This is a genomic window from Phycicoccus sp. 3266 (genome assembly GCF_031456495.1).
Taxonomy (GTDB): Bacteria; Actinomycetota; Actinomycetes; order Actinomycetales; family Dermatophilaceae; genus Pedococcus.
The window spans coordinates 1631991-1645269 of the sequence record NZ_JAVDUW010000001.1 but is presented as its reverse complement, the minus strand read 5'-3'; the positions used below and the strand labels follow the sequence as shown (position 1 = coordinate 1645269).

Annotated in this window: 11 protein-coding genes; 9 read left to right on the top strand and 2 right to left on the bottom strand. The window is 72.5% G+C overall.

Going from position 1 to position 13279, the window contains the following annotated elements; all coding sequences use genetic code 11:
- Both J2X64_RS07895 and J2X64_RS07890 read left to right on the top strand, forming a co-directional pair.
- Nucleotides 1–1452, top strand: a complete 1452-nt coding sequence (locus tag J2X64_RS07895) for a DUF58 domain-containing protein (protein WP_310152036.1) — start codon at nt 1–3, stop codon at nt 1450–1452.
- Nucleotides 1449–3920 carry a transglutaminaseTgpA domain-containing protein gene (locus J2X64_RS07890; RefSeq protein ID WP_310152035.1) on the top strand — a complete coding sequence of 824 codons (2472 nt, stop codon included), beginning with the start codon at nt 1449–1451 and terminating at the stop codon, nt 3918–3920. The genes J2X64_RS07895 and J2X64_RS07890 overlap by 4 nt, the downstream gene beginning before the upstream one ends.
- Nucleotides 3921–4017: 97 nt before the next feature.
- On the opposite strand, the gene J2X64_RS07885 is transcribed toward J2X64_RS07890, so the two are convergent.
- Both J2X64_RS07885 and J2X64_RS07880 read right to left on the bottom strand, forming a co-directional pair.
- A complete protein-coding gene (locus tag J2X64_RS07885) occupies nt 4018–5109 on the bottom strand; it encodes an inositol-3-phosphate synthase (protein WP_310152032.1) in 1092 nt (363 codons plus the stop codon).
- Nucleotides 5110–5113: 4 nt separating this feature from the next.
- On the bottom strand, nt 5114–5734 hold the full coding sequence (locus tag J2X64_RS07880; protein ID WP_310152029.1) for a PadR family transcriptional regulator: 621 nt from the start codon (nt 5732–5734) through the stop codon (nt 5114–5116).
- 208 nt (nt 5735–5942) lie between these two features.
- Here J2X64_RS07880 and J2X64_RS07875 point away from each other — a divergent pair, with 208 nt between their 5' ends.
- The 7 genes from J2X64_RS07875 to J2X64_RS07845 all read left to right on the top strand — a co-directional run bounded on the left by J2X64_RS07875 (nt 5943) and on the right by J2X64_RS07845 (nt 13180).
- The gene (locus J2X64_RS07875) at nt 5943–8162 is read left to right on the top strand and encodes a transglycosylase domain-containing protein (RefSeq protein ID WP_310152026.1); all 2220 of its coding nucleotides are present in this window, start codon (nt 5943–5945) and stop codon (nt 8160–8162) included.
- The gene (locus J2X64_RS07870; RefSeq protein ID WP_310152023.1) at nt 8159–9577 is read left to right on the top strand and encodes a glycosyltransferase 87 family protein; all 1419 of its coding nucleotides are present in this window, start codon (nt 8159–8161) and stop codon (nt 9575–9577) included. Before J2X64_RS07875 ends, J2X64_RS07870 begins: the two co-directional genes overlap by 4 nt.
- Nucleotides 9578–9746: 169 nt before the next feature.
- Entirely contained in the window at nt 9747–10034 is a 288-nt protein-coding gene (rpsF, locus tag J2X64_RS07865; protein ID WP_310152019.1) for a 30S ribosomal protein S6, read from the top strand.
- A 72-nt stretch (nt 10035–10106) separates the two neighbouring features.
- Nucleotides 10107–10667, top strand: a complete 561-nt coding sequence (locus tag J2X64_RS07860) for a single-stranded DNA-binding protein (RefSeq protein WP_310152015.1) — start codon at nt 10107–10109, stop codon at nt 10665–10667.
- A 154-nt stretch (nt 10668–10821) separates the two neighbouring features.
- Entirely contained in the window at nt 10822–11058 is a 237-nt protein-coding gene (gene rpsR, locus J2X64_RS07855; protein ID WP_056884210.1) for a 30S ribosomal protein S18, read from the top strand.
- 25 nt (nt 11059–11083) lie between these two features.
- Complete coding sequence (gene rplI / locus J2X64_RS07850; protein WP_310152000.1) at nt 11084–11530, top strand: 50S ribosomal protein L9; 447 nt, start codon at nt 11084–11086, stop codon at nt 11528–11530.
- Between the two features lie 120 nt (nt 11531–11650).
- Nucleotides 11651–13180: a gamma-glutamyltransferase gene (locus tag J2X64_RS07845; protein ID WP_310151997.1), complete on the top strand. Its 1530-nt coding sequence runs from the start codon at nt 11651–11653 to the stop codon at nt 13178–13180.
- Nucleotides 13181–13279: the final 99 nt, after the last annotated feature.

The window sequence follows — 13279 nt, the reverse complement described above, 5'->3', positions numbered from 1 at the left end:
ATGACCTCACCCGCAGGACCCCCCGAGCCCGCTCCCGAGGAGCGGACGGTCAGCCGTGCCGAGCTGCGCGCGCGGTCAGGTGCGCGTGGCCAGGCGACGCGGGCGCGACGTGTGCCGTCGCTGCGCTCCCTGCCCCGGCCGTCGGTGTCGCTGCCGTCGCTCGGCACGGCGGGCACCGGTGCTGGTGGCTCGGTGCTGCCGCCGGCTGCCCGGGCGCGCGTGGACAGGCTCGCCGGGCGGGTCGTCGTGCGTGCCGGCGAGCTGCGGGAGCGCACCCGCCCTGCCTGGACCCCGGTGCTCGCCACCGCGCGCTGGGTCGCGCCGCTCGGTTGGGCCGTGCTGGCCCTCGGCGTCGTCGGGTGGGTCGTCGGGGTGCGCACGGGCTGGACCGAGCTGCTGATGCTCGCGGCGGCGTGCCTCGTGCTGTGGCTGGCCTGCCTCCTGCTCGCCCTCGGCCGGACCCGGGTGCGCATCACCACCGAGCTCGAGCCGGTGCGGGTGAGCGTCGGGGAGCCTGCGACCGGGCGGGTGACCGTCGAGAACGTCAGCAAGCGGCCGATGCTCCCCGTCGTCGTCGAGCTGCCGGTCGGCGTCTCCGCCGCGCGGTTCACGCTGCCCACCCTGGCCGCCGGCAAGGAGCACGAGGAGCTCTTCGTCGTCCCCACCCACCGCCGCGGGGTCATCCCGGTCGGACCGGCCTCGACCGTGCAGGGCGACCCGCTCGGGCTCGTGCGCCGCACCGAGCAGTGGACCGACGTCACCGACCTCTACGTCCACCCGCGCACCGTCTCGCTGGAGCCGCTCGGCGCCGGCCTGCTGCGCGACCTCGAGGGCGAGACGACCCAGGACCTGTCGATGTCCGACCTGGCCTTCCACGCCCTGCGCGAGTACCAGCCGGGGGACGACCGCCGCTACATCCACTGGCGGTCCTCGGCCAAGGCCGGGCGGCTGCTCGTCCGGCAGTTCCTCGACACCCGGCGCTCGCACCTGTGCCTCGTCGTCGACGCCGACCCCGAGCACTACGAGGGCGGTGAGGACGAGGTGGAGACCGCCATCTCCGCCGCGGCCTCGCTCGCCCGCCGCTCGATCCTCGACGACAAGGACACGACGGTCGTCTGCCGGGGCGAGAAGGCGTCCCGCACCACCGCGTCCCTCACCCTCGACGCGTTCGCGCGGGTCACCCTCGGCCCCTGCGACCCCTACGCGCAGTGCGGCGAGGCCCTGGCCCTCGCACCCGACACCTCGATCGCCGTGCTGGTGACCGGTCCCCGCCGCCCCTTCATCGAGGCCCAGCGCGCCCTCGACCGGTTCGAGCTCGAGGTCACCAAGGTGGTCCTGACCATCGACGCCATGCAGGAGACCGGCGTCCGGCACATCGGCGGGGTGGTCCGCCTGAACATCCGCCGGATCCAGGACCTGCGCGCCGTCCTCGCGAGCGGGGCACTGACGTGAGCGACACGGCATACCCCAGCGGCCCGACCGGCCCCCACCGCGACCGCACGGCACCGGGGATGACCCGCGCGCGGTCGTGGACGGTCACCCGCGCCAGGGCGCGGGCCGACGCCGACGGACGCGGGCTGGTCCCCGGGCGGCACGCCCTGGTCGACGCCGCCTTCACCGTCGTCCTCGTGGGCCTGGCACTGCTGGGCTTCCGCACCGACTTCGCCGGGTACGCCTGGGTGCTGGCCGCCGCCGGGGGCCTGCTCGTCGGGCTGCTCCTCGCCCACGTCACCACCGCCCTGCGGCTCCCCGCCGTCGCCACGCTGGCCGCGGTCGTCGTGGCGTACTTCCTGCTCGGGGGCCCGCTCGCCGTGCGTGGCGACCTCGTCGGCGGGGTGGTGCCGAGCCTGCGCACGTTCGCCGACCTCGCGGACACCGCGGTCCACGGCTGGAAGCGGCTCGTGACGCTGCTGCCGCCCGTCGACGCGACCGCCGAGCTGCACGCGCTGCCCTGGGCCGTGGGCCTGGTCGGTGGCGCCGTCACCTACGCCGTCGCGCGCCGCCTGCGCTCGCCGTATGCCGTGGTGCTGGCTCCGCTGGCCGTCCTCGGCCTGGTCATCGTGCTCGGGACGCTCGAGCCCGCCGCGCTGGCGGCGCAGGGCGTCGGGTTCGCCGTCGTGGCGATCGGCTGGATGGTCGAGCGCTCGGCCCGCACGCGGGCAGCGCTGCAGAACGGTGCCGGCCGCACCACCCGGCTCGGGGTGGGCGCCGGCCTCGTCGCCCTGGCGACGGTCGCCGGCCTGGTCGTCGGGCCGCACCTGCCCGGCGGCGACGCCAACCCGCGCCTCGTCGCCCGCGCCCACGTGACGCCGCCGATCGACATCGCCGCGTTCACGAGCCCGCTGGCCGGCTTCCGCAAGTACACCGAGCCCAACAAGGCGGACCTCTTCAACACCACCGTGCTCGACGTGCGCGGCCTGCCGGCCGGCACGCCGCTGCGGTTCGCGACCCTCGACTCCTACGACGGGTCGGTGTGGGGCGCGGCCAGCCGGGCCAACAGCGGGTCGGTCGTGCCCGGCGCGTCGTTCCAGCAGGTGGGCCGCAGCGTCGCGGCGCAGGGGCCGGGTCGCCCGACGACGGTGACGGTCACCGTGCCGGACGGCGGGTACAGCGACGTGTGGCTGCCGACCGCCGGCACCGTGACGGGCTTCCGGTTCACCGGCGCCCGGCAGGAGGCCCTGGCCTCGCAGCTGTGGCTCAACGTCGACACCAACACTGCGCTGGTGCCCGCCCGGCTCGAGGCGGGCGACACGTACACGTTCACCGCCTACGTGCCGGCGACGGCCGCGAGGATGCCGCAGTCGCTCTCGACGTCGACCGGCTCGCTCACCGAGAGCACCGACACCTCGTTCCTCGACGCCAAGCTCGACGCCTGGACCGGCGAGGAGCCCGACCCCTGGGCGCAGTTCCGATCCGTGGCGCGGGTCATGCAGTCCGAGGGCGCCTACACCGACGGCGGCACCGAGAACTCGGTCGAGCGGTTCTACCTGCCCGGCCACAGCATCGGCCGGCTCTCGCGGTTCACCTCCATCCCGCAGCTCGCCGGCGACGACGAGCAGTACGCCGCGACCCTCGCCCTCGTGGGCAACCGGCTCGGCATACCCACCCGGGTGGTCATGGGCGCAATCGTGCCGGCCTCGGGGCAGGTGCAGGGCAAGGACGTCCACGCCTGGGTCGAGGTCCGCGACGCCACCGGGACGTGGGTGCCGGTGCTGCAGGACAACTTCCTGCCGGACCGCGACCGCAAGCCCAAGGAGCTGCAGACCAAGGTCCAGGACCGCAAGGTCGGCGCGCTCGTCCCGCCGCCGCCGGGCAGCAACCCGCCCAGCGTGCTGCAGGGCCCGGACCAGGCGCAGAACGCCACCAACCTCAAGAAGCCGCCGAAGAAGCTCTTCGACCCGACCTCGTGGCCGTGGTGGCTGCGGGTGCTGGTGCTGTACGTGCTGCTGCCGCTGCTCGCGCTCACCCTGCTGTACTGGCTGGTCCGCGGGCTCAAGGCCTGGCGTCGGCGGCGGCACGCCACGCGCGGCCCCACGCCGGCCCGGATCGCCTGGGCCTGGAACGATCTCGTCGCCAGCGCCCGGTCCTACGGCCACCACCCGCCGCGCCGGGCCACCCGGCTCGAGCAGGCCGCAGCGGTGGGCGGCCCGGTCGACCTGCGGCCGCTGGCGGTGTCGGCCAACGCCCTGGTCTTCGGGCCCGGGCTGCCCACGGACGCCGACGCGGCGGCCTACTGGGCGGCCACGAACGACGCCCGCTCGGACCTGCGCGCGAACGCCGACTTCTGGCGCCGCCTGCGCTCCGACGTCGACGTGCGACCGCTGTTCGCGAAGGGCCCGGCCCGTCCGCCCAGGCAGGCCAAGGCGGCACCGGACGCCCCGCGGACCGACGACCGCGACCGCGAGCCCCAGCCCGCCTGACGTCCGGCTCCCCGGCATACGCGAAAGGGCGCCTCCCGCGTGGTGCGGGAGGCGCCCTTCGATGCTCAGGCGAGCGGCGTGACCGGGGTCAGCGCGGTCAGCGCTCCTCGGTGCCGGCGATGAAGGCCTCGAGCTTGGCGCGGCCCTCGGTGTCCTCGCGCTGCACGGGCGGGGACTTCATGAGGTAGGACGAGGCGCTGAGCAGCGCGCCGCCGATGCCGCGGTCCTTGGCGATCTTCGCCGCACGGATGGCGTCGATGATGATGCCGGCCGAGTTCGGGGAGTCCCAGACCTCGAGCTTGTACTCGAGGTTCAGCGGCACGTCACCGAACGCGCGGCCCTCGAGGCGGACGTAGGCCCACTTGCGGTCGTCGAGCCACGCGACGTAGTCCGACGGGCCGATGTGGACGTTGCGGTCCTCCTTCTTGTCGGCCAGCGGGCCGGTGAGGTTGGAGGTGACGGCCTGGGTCTTGGAGACCTTCTTGGACTCGAGGCGCTCGCGCTCGAGCATGTTCTTGAAGTCCATGTTGCCGCCGACGTTGAGCTGGTACGTGCGGTCCAGCGTGACGCCGCGGTCCTCGAACAGCTTCGCCATGACCCGGTGGGTGATGGTGGCGCCGACCTGGGACTTGATGTCGTCACCGATGATCGGCACGCCCGCGGCCTCGAACTTCGCCGCCCACTCCGGGTCGGAGGCGATGAAGACCGGCAGCGCGTTGACGAACGCGACACCCGCGTCGATGGCGCACTGGGCGTAGAACTTGTCGGCGTCCTCGGAGCCCACCGGCAGGTAGGAGACGAGCACGTCGGCCTTGGTGTCCTTGAGCACCTGGACGATGTCCACGGGCTCGGCGTCGGACTCCTCGATGGTCATCGCGTAGTACTTGCCGATGCCGTCGAGGGTGTGGCCACGCTGCACCGTGATGCCGGTCGGCGGGACGTCCGCGATCTTGATGGTGTTGTTCTCGGAGTTGCCGATCGCCTCGGAGAGGTCGAAGCCGACCTTCTTGGCGTCCACGTCGAAGGCGGCGACGAACTCGACGTCCTTGACGTGGTAGTCACCGAACTGGACGTGCATGAGGCCAGGCACGGTGCCGGCCGGGTCGGCGTCCTTGTAGTACTCGACACCCTGCACCAGCGAGCTGGCACAGTTGCCGACGCCGACGATGGCGACGCGCACGGATCCCATGGGGTTACTCCTTGTTTCCTGTGATGGGGTGGGTGGCCGCGGGGCTGCCGGCCTGGGTGGACCGCGGGGCGGACGCGGGGATGTTCCGCTCCGCGGTGATGAGCTCGTTGAGCCAGCGGACCTCGCGCTCGGCGGCGTCCTCACCGTGCTGCTGGAGCGCGGCGGTGTACGCGTCGAGGCGCTCGCGGTTCTTCGCGGACGCCGACCGGATGGTCGCCAGCCGCTCCTCGAGCCGGCTGCGCCGGCCCTCCAGGATCCGCAGCCGGACCTCGGCCTCGGTGCGGGCGAAGAACGCGAGGTGGACGTCGAACGTGTCGTCCTCCCACGCCGTCGGCCCGGCCTCCTTGGCGAGGTCCTGGAAGTGCTCCTTGCCGTCCGCGGTGAGCTCGTAGACGATCCGGGCCCGCTTGGACCCGGACGTCCCCGCCGCGGCGGTGTCGGCGACCTCGGTGATGAGGCCTCGGTCGAGCAGCCCCCGCAGGCAGGGGTAGAGCGTCCCGTACGACAGCGCCCGGAAGACGCCGAGCGCGGCGTTGAGCCGCTTGCGCAGCTCGTAGCCGTGCATCGGGCTCTCGTGGAGAAGGCCCAGGACGGCGAACTCGAGCAGGTCGGACCGGCGACTCACGGGGCCTCCTTCCACGGGACGTCCGGACGAACGGGGTGTCGTCGGCCACCTCGCGATGACCGGTTGACGGGAAGCGTAGCACTGGATATATCGGCGCGATATATCTAGTGCCCTCCCGCCGGGCGAGCCCTCACAGGAAGAGCAGGCCATACTTGACCCGGGTCGCCCCGGGGCGACCCCACGCACGTATGCCGATCGGGAAGGTCAGATGAGCTCCTCACGTCCCAGTACGCGGGCCGGCGCCAAGGCGGCGCGCACCCGCAGGGAGAAGTCCAGCACCCAGCGCACCAGCGGCCCCGGCCGCGGTGGCCGCGGGAAGGTCTGGGCGAAGCGGCTCGGCCTCGTGGCGCTCGCCGGCGTCCTCCTCGGCGTCATCGCCTTCTTCGTCGCCTACGCGATGGTCAAGGTGCCGCAGCCGAACGAGCTCGCCGACCGGCAGGCCTCGATCATCTACTTCGCCGACGGCAAGACCGAGCTCGACCGGATCAGCGAGATCAACCGCGAGGACGTCCCGCTGTCCAAGGTGCCCAAGCCCGTGCAGGAGGCGCACCTGTCGGCCGAGGACCGCGACTTCTACAGCAACTCCGGGATCAGCCCCACCGGCATCCTGCGCGGTGCGTGGGCGACGCTGCGCGGCGGCGAGGTGCAGTCGGGATCGACCATCACCCAGCAGTACGTCAAGAACTACTTCCTCACCCAGGACCAGACCCTTTCCCGCAAGGGGAAGGAGATCATCATCTCGATCAAGATCGCCAAGCAGGAGTCCAAGGACACGATCCTGCAGAACTACCTCAACACGATCTACTACGGCCGCGGGGCGTACGGCATCCAGACCGCGTCGAAGGCGTACTTCGGCAAGGACGTCTCCAAGCTGACCGTCTCCGAGGGCGCCCTGCTCGCCTCCGTCGTCAAGGGCCCGACGTACTTCGACCCGGGCCTGGGGGAGAAGCAGAAGGCCAACGCCGAGGCGCGCTGGAACTACGTCATGGACGGCATGGTCACCAAGGGCTGGATCACCCGGGCCGAGCGCGACAAGGCCCAGTTCCCGACCAAGAGCCTGGTCAAGTACGAGCCGGCCAAGAGCAAGTCCGGGCCCAACGGCTACATCACCGCGCTGGTGAAGAACGAGCTCAAGGCCAAGCTCAAGCTCACCGACCAGGACATCGACCGGGGCGGCTTCCGGATCGTCACGACGATCGACGCCCGGGCCCAGCGCGCCGCCGTCAAGGCGGTCGAGGACAGGATGCCCACGGGCAAGGGGACCTCGAGCCTGCACGTGGGGCTGACCGCCATCAAGCCCGGCGACGGTGCCGTGGTGGCGATGTACGGCGGTGCGGACTACCGCAAGGAGCAGTTCAACACCGCCACCGACGCCACGATGCAGGCAGGCTCGACCTACAAGGTCTTCGCCCTGCTCGCCGGTCTGGCGCAGGACAAGCCGATCAGCACCAAGACCCGGTTCGACGGCCGCAGCCCGCAGTACTTCCCCGAGTTCGCCGACAAGACCTCCAGCAAGGAGTCCGAGCGGCTCGGACGGGTGACCAACTTCGCGGCCGAGCAGTTCGGGAACATCGACCTGCGCACGGCGACCGCGCACTCGGTCAACACCGTCTACGCCCAGCTCAACATCAAGGTGGGCCCGGACAAGACCAAGGACGCCGCCGTCGCGGCCGGCCTGCCCGAGAAGCAGCAGAGCGCCAACTACGCGAACGTGTTCGGCACGACGCACGTCAAGGTCATCGACATGGCGAACGCCTACGCAACCATCGCCTCCAACGGCGTGCGGGTGACGCCGTACTTCATCCGCAGCGTCACCGGCGGCCCCGGCGACCTCAACTACAAGGCCAAGCCGGCGCGCAAGGCGGCGTTCGACAAGAGCGTGACCGCGGACGCGATCGACGCCATGGAGCAGCCGATCAAGCAGGGCACCGCGACCTACGCCCAGAACCTCGGGCGCCCGGCGGCCGGGAAGACCGGCACGACCACGGACAACAAGGCCGCGTGGTTCGACGGGTTCACGCCCCAGCTGGCCACGGCCGTCGGCATCTACTCCTCGGGCAAGAAGGGCGAGGAGCTGTCGATGAACAACGTGCCGGGCGTCGGCGAGCTCACCGGTGGCACGGTGCCGGTCCGCATCTGGACCGACTTCATGACCGCGGCCCTCAAGGGCCAGAAGGTCGTCGACTTCCCGCCGCGCGCCGGTCTCGGTGACAACTCGGTCTACACGCCGCCGCCGACGACCACGTCGTCGTCGTCGACGACCACCACGACCACGACGACCACGACCACGACCACGGCGCCGCCGACGACCACCACACCGACGCCCACCAAGACGAACGGCACGGGCAAGCCGACGGTGACGGTGCCACCCCCGACGACCCTGACCCTGGGGGCGCCGGCGCCGCAGCAGACCACCGCCGCGCCGTGACGGCGGCGGCCCCGGAGCGGCAGGACGAGGGCCTGTCGGGCGGCGCGCTGGCCCTCGCCGGCGGCCCGCTCGGCCGGCACGCCTCCGCCCGGGCCGCGTCGTGGCTGGCCACCGTGCTGCCGCTGCTGGTCGCGGCTGCGCTCACCATGGCGCTGTCGGTGGTCCAGCGCTCGCACTGCATCCAGAAGGGCTGGGCGGGGTCGGACCAGTTCTGGCACGGCTGCTTCTCGGACCTGCCGTCGCTCTACCAGCTCGGCCGCCTGCACGAGGGCCTCGGTTCGTACCTAACCGCCTCCGGCACCACGTCCGACCACCCCGTGCTCAGCGGGAGCCTGCTCGCGCTGCTGGGCGGCCTCGTGCCGGACGGCGCGTTCCTCGACCAGACCCGATGGTTCGTCCTTCTGTGGGCGGTCGTGGCCACGGCCTGCGCCCTCGGCATCGTCTGGCTGACGGCGGCGACCCGCCCGCGGCACGCGGCCCTGGCGGCGCACGTCGCCCTGAGCCCGGTCCTGCTGCTCGCGGCGATGGTGTCGGTCGACCTGTTCGGCGTGGTGCTGGTCAGTGCCGGGGTGTGGCTGTGGGCGCGGCGCCGCCCGCTCGCCGCAGGAGTCCTGCTCGGCCTCGCGGTCACGGCCCGCACCTACCCGCTGCTCGTCCTGCTGGCCCTGCTGCTCCTCGGCGTCCGCACCGGCCGGCTCGCCGCGGTGGGCCGAGCGCTGCTCGGGGCCGTCGTCGCGGTCGCGGTCGTGCTGGTGCCCTTCCTGCTCGGCAACCCCGGCGCGGTCCTGCGCAGCGCCGACGTCTGGTGGCAGAGCGCGCCCGGCCTCGGCTCGGTGTGGCTGCTGCCGCAGCTCGTCGGCCTCGACCCCCTGCCCCCCGGGCTCGCCACCCTGCTCTCGATCGCGACCGGCGTGCTGGCGCTGCTCGCCGGGACCGTCTTCGCCCTGCGCCCGGGCCCACGGCCCACGCTGGCGCAGGTGTCGCTCGTGCTCGTGGCGCTCGTGCTGCTCACCGGCAAGGCGTTCCCCGTCCAGGCGTCGCTGTGGCTGGTGCCGCTCGTCGCCCTGTGCGGCCTGCGCTGGCGCGACCACCTGGTGTGGGCGGGTGCCGAGGCGCTGCACTTCGCCATGGTGTGGCTCTACGTCGCGGGCCTGTCCACGCCCGACCGCGGCCTGCCGCCGGGCTGGTATGCCGTGTTCCTGCTGCTCCGCGTGGGCGGGGTGGCGTGGCTGGTCGTCCGCGTGTGGCGCGGCGTGGCCGCCGTCCCGGCACCCCGGGAGCCGGCGCCGACGGCATACGCCCCGGTGGACGAGGACGTGGCGGAGGGCGAGGTGCGCGAGGACGGGCTCGACGACGACGAGCTGGCCGGCGACTTCACCGGCGCACCGGACCGCCTGCTCGTGCGGATCACCTGAGCCGGCGTCCGGTTGGACCGGGCCTGTGGAGAACGATTCGGGATTGTCGTCGCGGCCCGGTACCCTTGTCAGGTTCCCCCACGGCACGAGCCGGCGGGGGATCGCACTGCAACCCTCCTGTCACGGAAGGACCGTGACCGCCACAGACCAAAGGAGGCGGGTTACCAGCATGCGTCAGTACGAACTGATGGTCATCCTCGACCCCGAGCTGGACGACCGCACGGTCGCTCCGTCGCTCGACAAGTTCCTCACCGTCGTGACCAAGGACAAGGGCACCGTCGACAACGTCGACGTCTGGGGCCGTCGTCGCCTGGCCTACGACATCAAGAAGAAGTCCGAGGGCATCTACGCCGTCGTCAACTTCACCGCTGAGCCGGCCACGGCCAAGGAGCTGGACCGCCAGCTCGGCCTGAACGAGTCGGTCATGCGCACCAAGCTCCTGCGCCCCGGCGCCTGAGCAGCACCGATCCGAACCCCGGTCCCGCACCACGCGACCCGGACCACCTGACACGAACAGGGGACACGCTCCATGGCTGGCGACACCGTCATCACCGTCATCGGCAACATCACCGGCGACCCCGAGCTGCGCTTCACCCCCTCGGGTGCTGCCGTCGCGAACTTCACTGTGGCCTCCACGCCGCGGCAGTTCGACCGGCAGAGCAACGAGTGGAAGGACGGCGAGACGCTGTTCATGCGCTGCTCGGTGTGGCGTGACGCGGCGGAGAACGTCGCCGAGTCGCTGCAGCGTGGCACCCGGGTCATCGTCACCGGCCGCCTGAAGTCTCGCTCGTACGAGACCAAGGAGGGCGAGAAGCGCACCGTCATCGAGATGGAGGTCGACGAGGTCGGCCCCTCGCTGCGGTACGCGACTGCGAAGGTCAACAAGACCCAGCGCTCCGGCGGTGGCGGCGGTGGCTTCGGTGGCGGCGGCCAGCAGGGCGGCGGCTACGGCGGCGGCCAGCAGCAGGACGACCCCTGGGCGACCGGTCCCTCCGGTGGCCAGCAGGGTGGCGGCCAGCAGCAGCAGGGCGGCGGCCAGCAGGGCGGCGGATGGGGTCAGGCCCCGTCCTACGACGAGCCCCCGTTCTGATCGACCTGGTCAGAGGGACCTGACCGGTCCGGATCATCCGGTATGCCGGTGGCGCACCGCTCGCGGGAAGCCCACGGCACACCTCAGCAAGACAGCACCACCACCATCCCTGGGGAACCAGGGCTCATCCTGAAACTCGAAGGAGAGCACCACGATGGCCAAGCCCGTTGTGCGCAAGCCCAAGAAGAAGGCCAACCCGCTGAAGGCGGCGAAGGTCGAGAACATCGACTACAAGGACACTGCGCTGCTGCGCAAGTTCATCTCCGACCGCGGCAAGATCCGCGCTCGCCGGGTGACCGGTGTGTCCGTCCAGGAGCAGCGGCTCATCGCCACCGCGGTCAAGAACGCCCGCGAGATGGCGCTGCTGCCCTACTCCAGCTCGTCCCGCTGAGCTCGGGCGCTAGGAAGGAACTGACATGAAGGTCATCCTGACGCACGAGGTGAGCAGCCTCGGCACCGCCGGTGACGTCGTCGACGTCAAGGACGGCTACGCCCGCAACTTCCTGTTCCGCCGTGGCCTGGCCACTGCGTGGACCAAGGGCGGGCAGAAGCAGGTCGACGCCATCGCCAAGGGCCGCGAGGTCCGCGAGGTGAAGACCCTCGAGGAGGCCAAGTCCATCAAGGGCAACCTCGAGAACGGCACCGTCAAGGTCGTCGCCCACGCCGGTGCGGCCGGCCGCCTGTTCGGTGCGGTCTCCCCGGCCGACGTCGCCGACGCCGTCAAGGCTGCCGGTGGCCCGGAGCTGGACCGCCGCCGGATCGAGATCCCCACCCCGATCAAGTCGGTGGGCTCGCACCAGGCGACCGTCCGGCTGCACCCCGAGGTACAGGCCACGGTCAAGCTCGACGTCGTCGCCGGCTGACACCAGCGCACGACCGACCACGCCCGGTCCGGCTCCCAGGGAGTCGGACCGGGCGTCGTCGTCTCCCCCTGCGGCGTCGTGCCGTGGCGCGGACCGGCGGCTCGGGTCAGGATGGTCCGCATGGGCAGGCGGGTGGCGGTCGCGGCGACGGGTCCGGTCTCCGCCGACGCGGGGATGGCGGCGGCCGCGGCCGGGGGCAACGCGGTCGACGCCGCGATCGCGGCCATGGTCGCGGCGATGACCACCGAGCCCGGGATCGTGTCGGTGCTCGGCGGAGCGTTCGTCACCGTGTGGCCTGCCGGCGGCGAGCCGGAGGTCGTCGACGGGAACGTCGAGATGCCGGGCCGGGGCCTGCCGCGCGATCGGTTCGGGAGCGGCCTGCGGGAGGTGACCACCAGCTACGGCGGCGGGCTCACCCTGTATGCCGGGCACGGCAGCGTCGCCACGCCCGGCGCCTTCGCCGCCCTCGGGGTCGCCCACGACCGGCACGGGACCGCGCCGTGGGGCGAGGTCCTCGCCCCGAGCGTCACCGCTGCCCGGGACGGGTATGCCGTGGGCGCCGCGGCGGCAAGCTACCTCGCGCTGACCGGCGAGAGCGTCTTCGGCTGGGACCCCCACACCCGGCCACTCGTGCGTCGGGCGGACGGCAGCCCGGTGCAGGCGGGCGACCTCGTCCCCAACCCCGACCTCGCGACCACGCTCGAGCACATTGGGGCCGAGGGTGCGCGCAGCCTGTACACCGGGGACCTCGGCGCACGGATCGCGGCCGACATGGACGAGCGCGGCGGGCTGGTCACAGCCGCGGACCTCGCGGCATACCGGGCGCAGGTGCGCACGCCGCTGCGGATCCCGTTGGGCGACTGGGACCTGGCCACGAACCCGCCCCCGTCGGTGGGCGGCCCGATGCTGGCCGTGATGCTGGGCGAGCTCGCGGCCGCCGAGGGCTGGGACTGGGCCCGGGTGGTCGATGTGCAGCGCAGGGTGCTGACCTACCGCACCCGGGTGCACGACCTGTCGACCGACCTCGAGGAGGACGGGTACGCGCTGCTCGAGACGGTCGAGCGGCACGGCCTCGCCGGCCTGCCGACGTCGTCGTCGACGGCGCACGTGTCGGCAGCCGACAGCGACGGGACGGTGTGCGCGATCACGGCGTCGAGCGGCTACGGGTCGGGGGCGACCGTGCCCGGCACCGGGATGATGCTCAACAACTGCCTCGGCGAGCCCGAGCTCAACCGGCTGGGCCTGCACGCCCTCGAACCCGGCACCCGGCTCGCCTCGAACATGGCGCCCTCGGTGGCCAGGGCGAGCGACGGCTCCGTGCTCGCCGTCGGCAGCCCGGGGGCCGACCGGATCACGACGGCGCTGATGCAGGTGCTGGCGCGGCACTGCCTGCACGGCGACCCGGTGCAGGAGGCGATCGACGCCCCGCGGGTGCACGTGCGGGTGCTCGACGGCGACGACGTGCAGGTCGACCACGAGGACGACGAGGCGCTGGTGGCCGCGATCGAGGCGCTCGGCCTGCCGGCGTACTCGCACGGGCCGCGCTCGATGTTCTTCGGCGGGGTGGGTGCCGCCTGGCGTGGGGGTGACGGCAGCCTCGCCGCCGCCGGGGACCCCCGTCGCGAGGCCGCCACCCGCGTCTCCTCCTGACCTGCGCCTGCGGCGGCCCCGCCGACGTCGGTTTGGGGGCCCGAGCGCTCGGGATCGCGAGCGCTCGGGCCCCCAATGCTGGGAGGTGATCCGGGAGAG

Coding starts and splice junctions, on each gene's coding strand:
- J2X64_RS07895 (WP_310152036.1), top strand. CDS start 1: ATGACCTCACCCGCAGGACCCCCCGAGCCCGCTCCCGAGGAGCGGACG.
- J2X64_RS07885 (WP_310152032.1), bottom strand. CDS start 5,109: ATGGGATCCGTGCGCGTCGCCATCGTCGGCGTCGGCAACTGTGCCAGC.
- J2X64_RS07875 (WP_310152026.1), top strand. CDS start 5,943: ATGAGCTCCTCACGTCCCAGTACGCGGGCCGGCGCCAAGGCGGCGCGC.
- rpsF (WP_310152019.1), top strand. CDS start 9,747: ATGCGTCAGTACGAACTGATGGTCATCCTCGACCCCGAGCTGGACGAC.
- J2X64_RS07860 (WP_310152015.1), top strand. CDS start 10,107: ATGGCTGGCGACACCGTCATCACCGTCATCGGCAACATCACCGGCGAC.
- rpsR (WP_056884210.1), top strand. CDS start 10,822: ATGGCCAAGCCCGTTGTGCGCAAGCCCAAGAAGAAGGCCAACCCGCTG.
- rplI (WP_310152000.1), top strand. CDS start 11,084: ATGAAGGTCATCCTGACGCACGAGGTGAGCAGCCTCGGCACCGCCGGT.
- J2X64_RS07845 (WP_310151997.1), top strand. CDS start 11,651: ATGGGCAGGCGGGTGGCGGTCGCGGCGACGGGTCCGGTCTCCGCCGAC.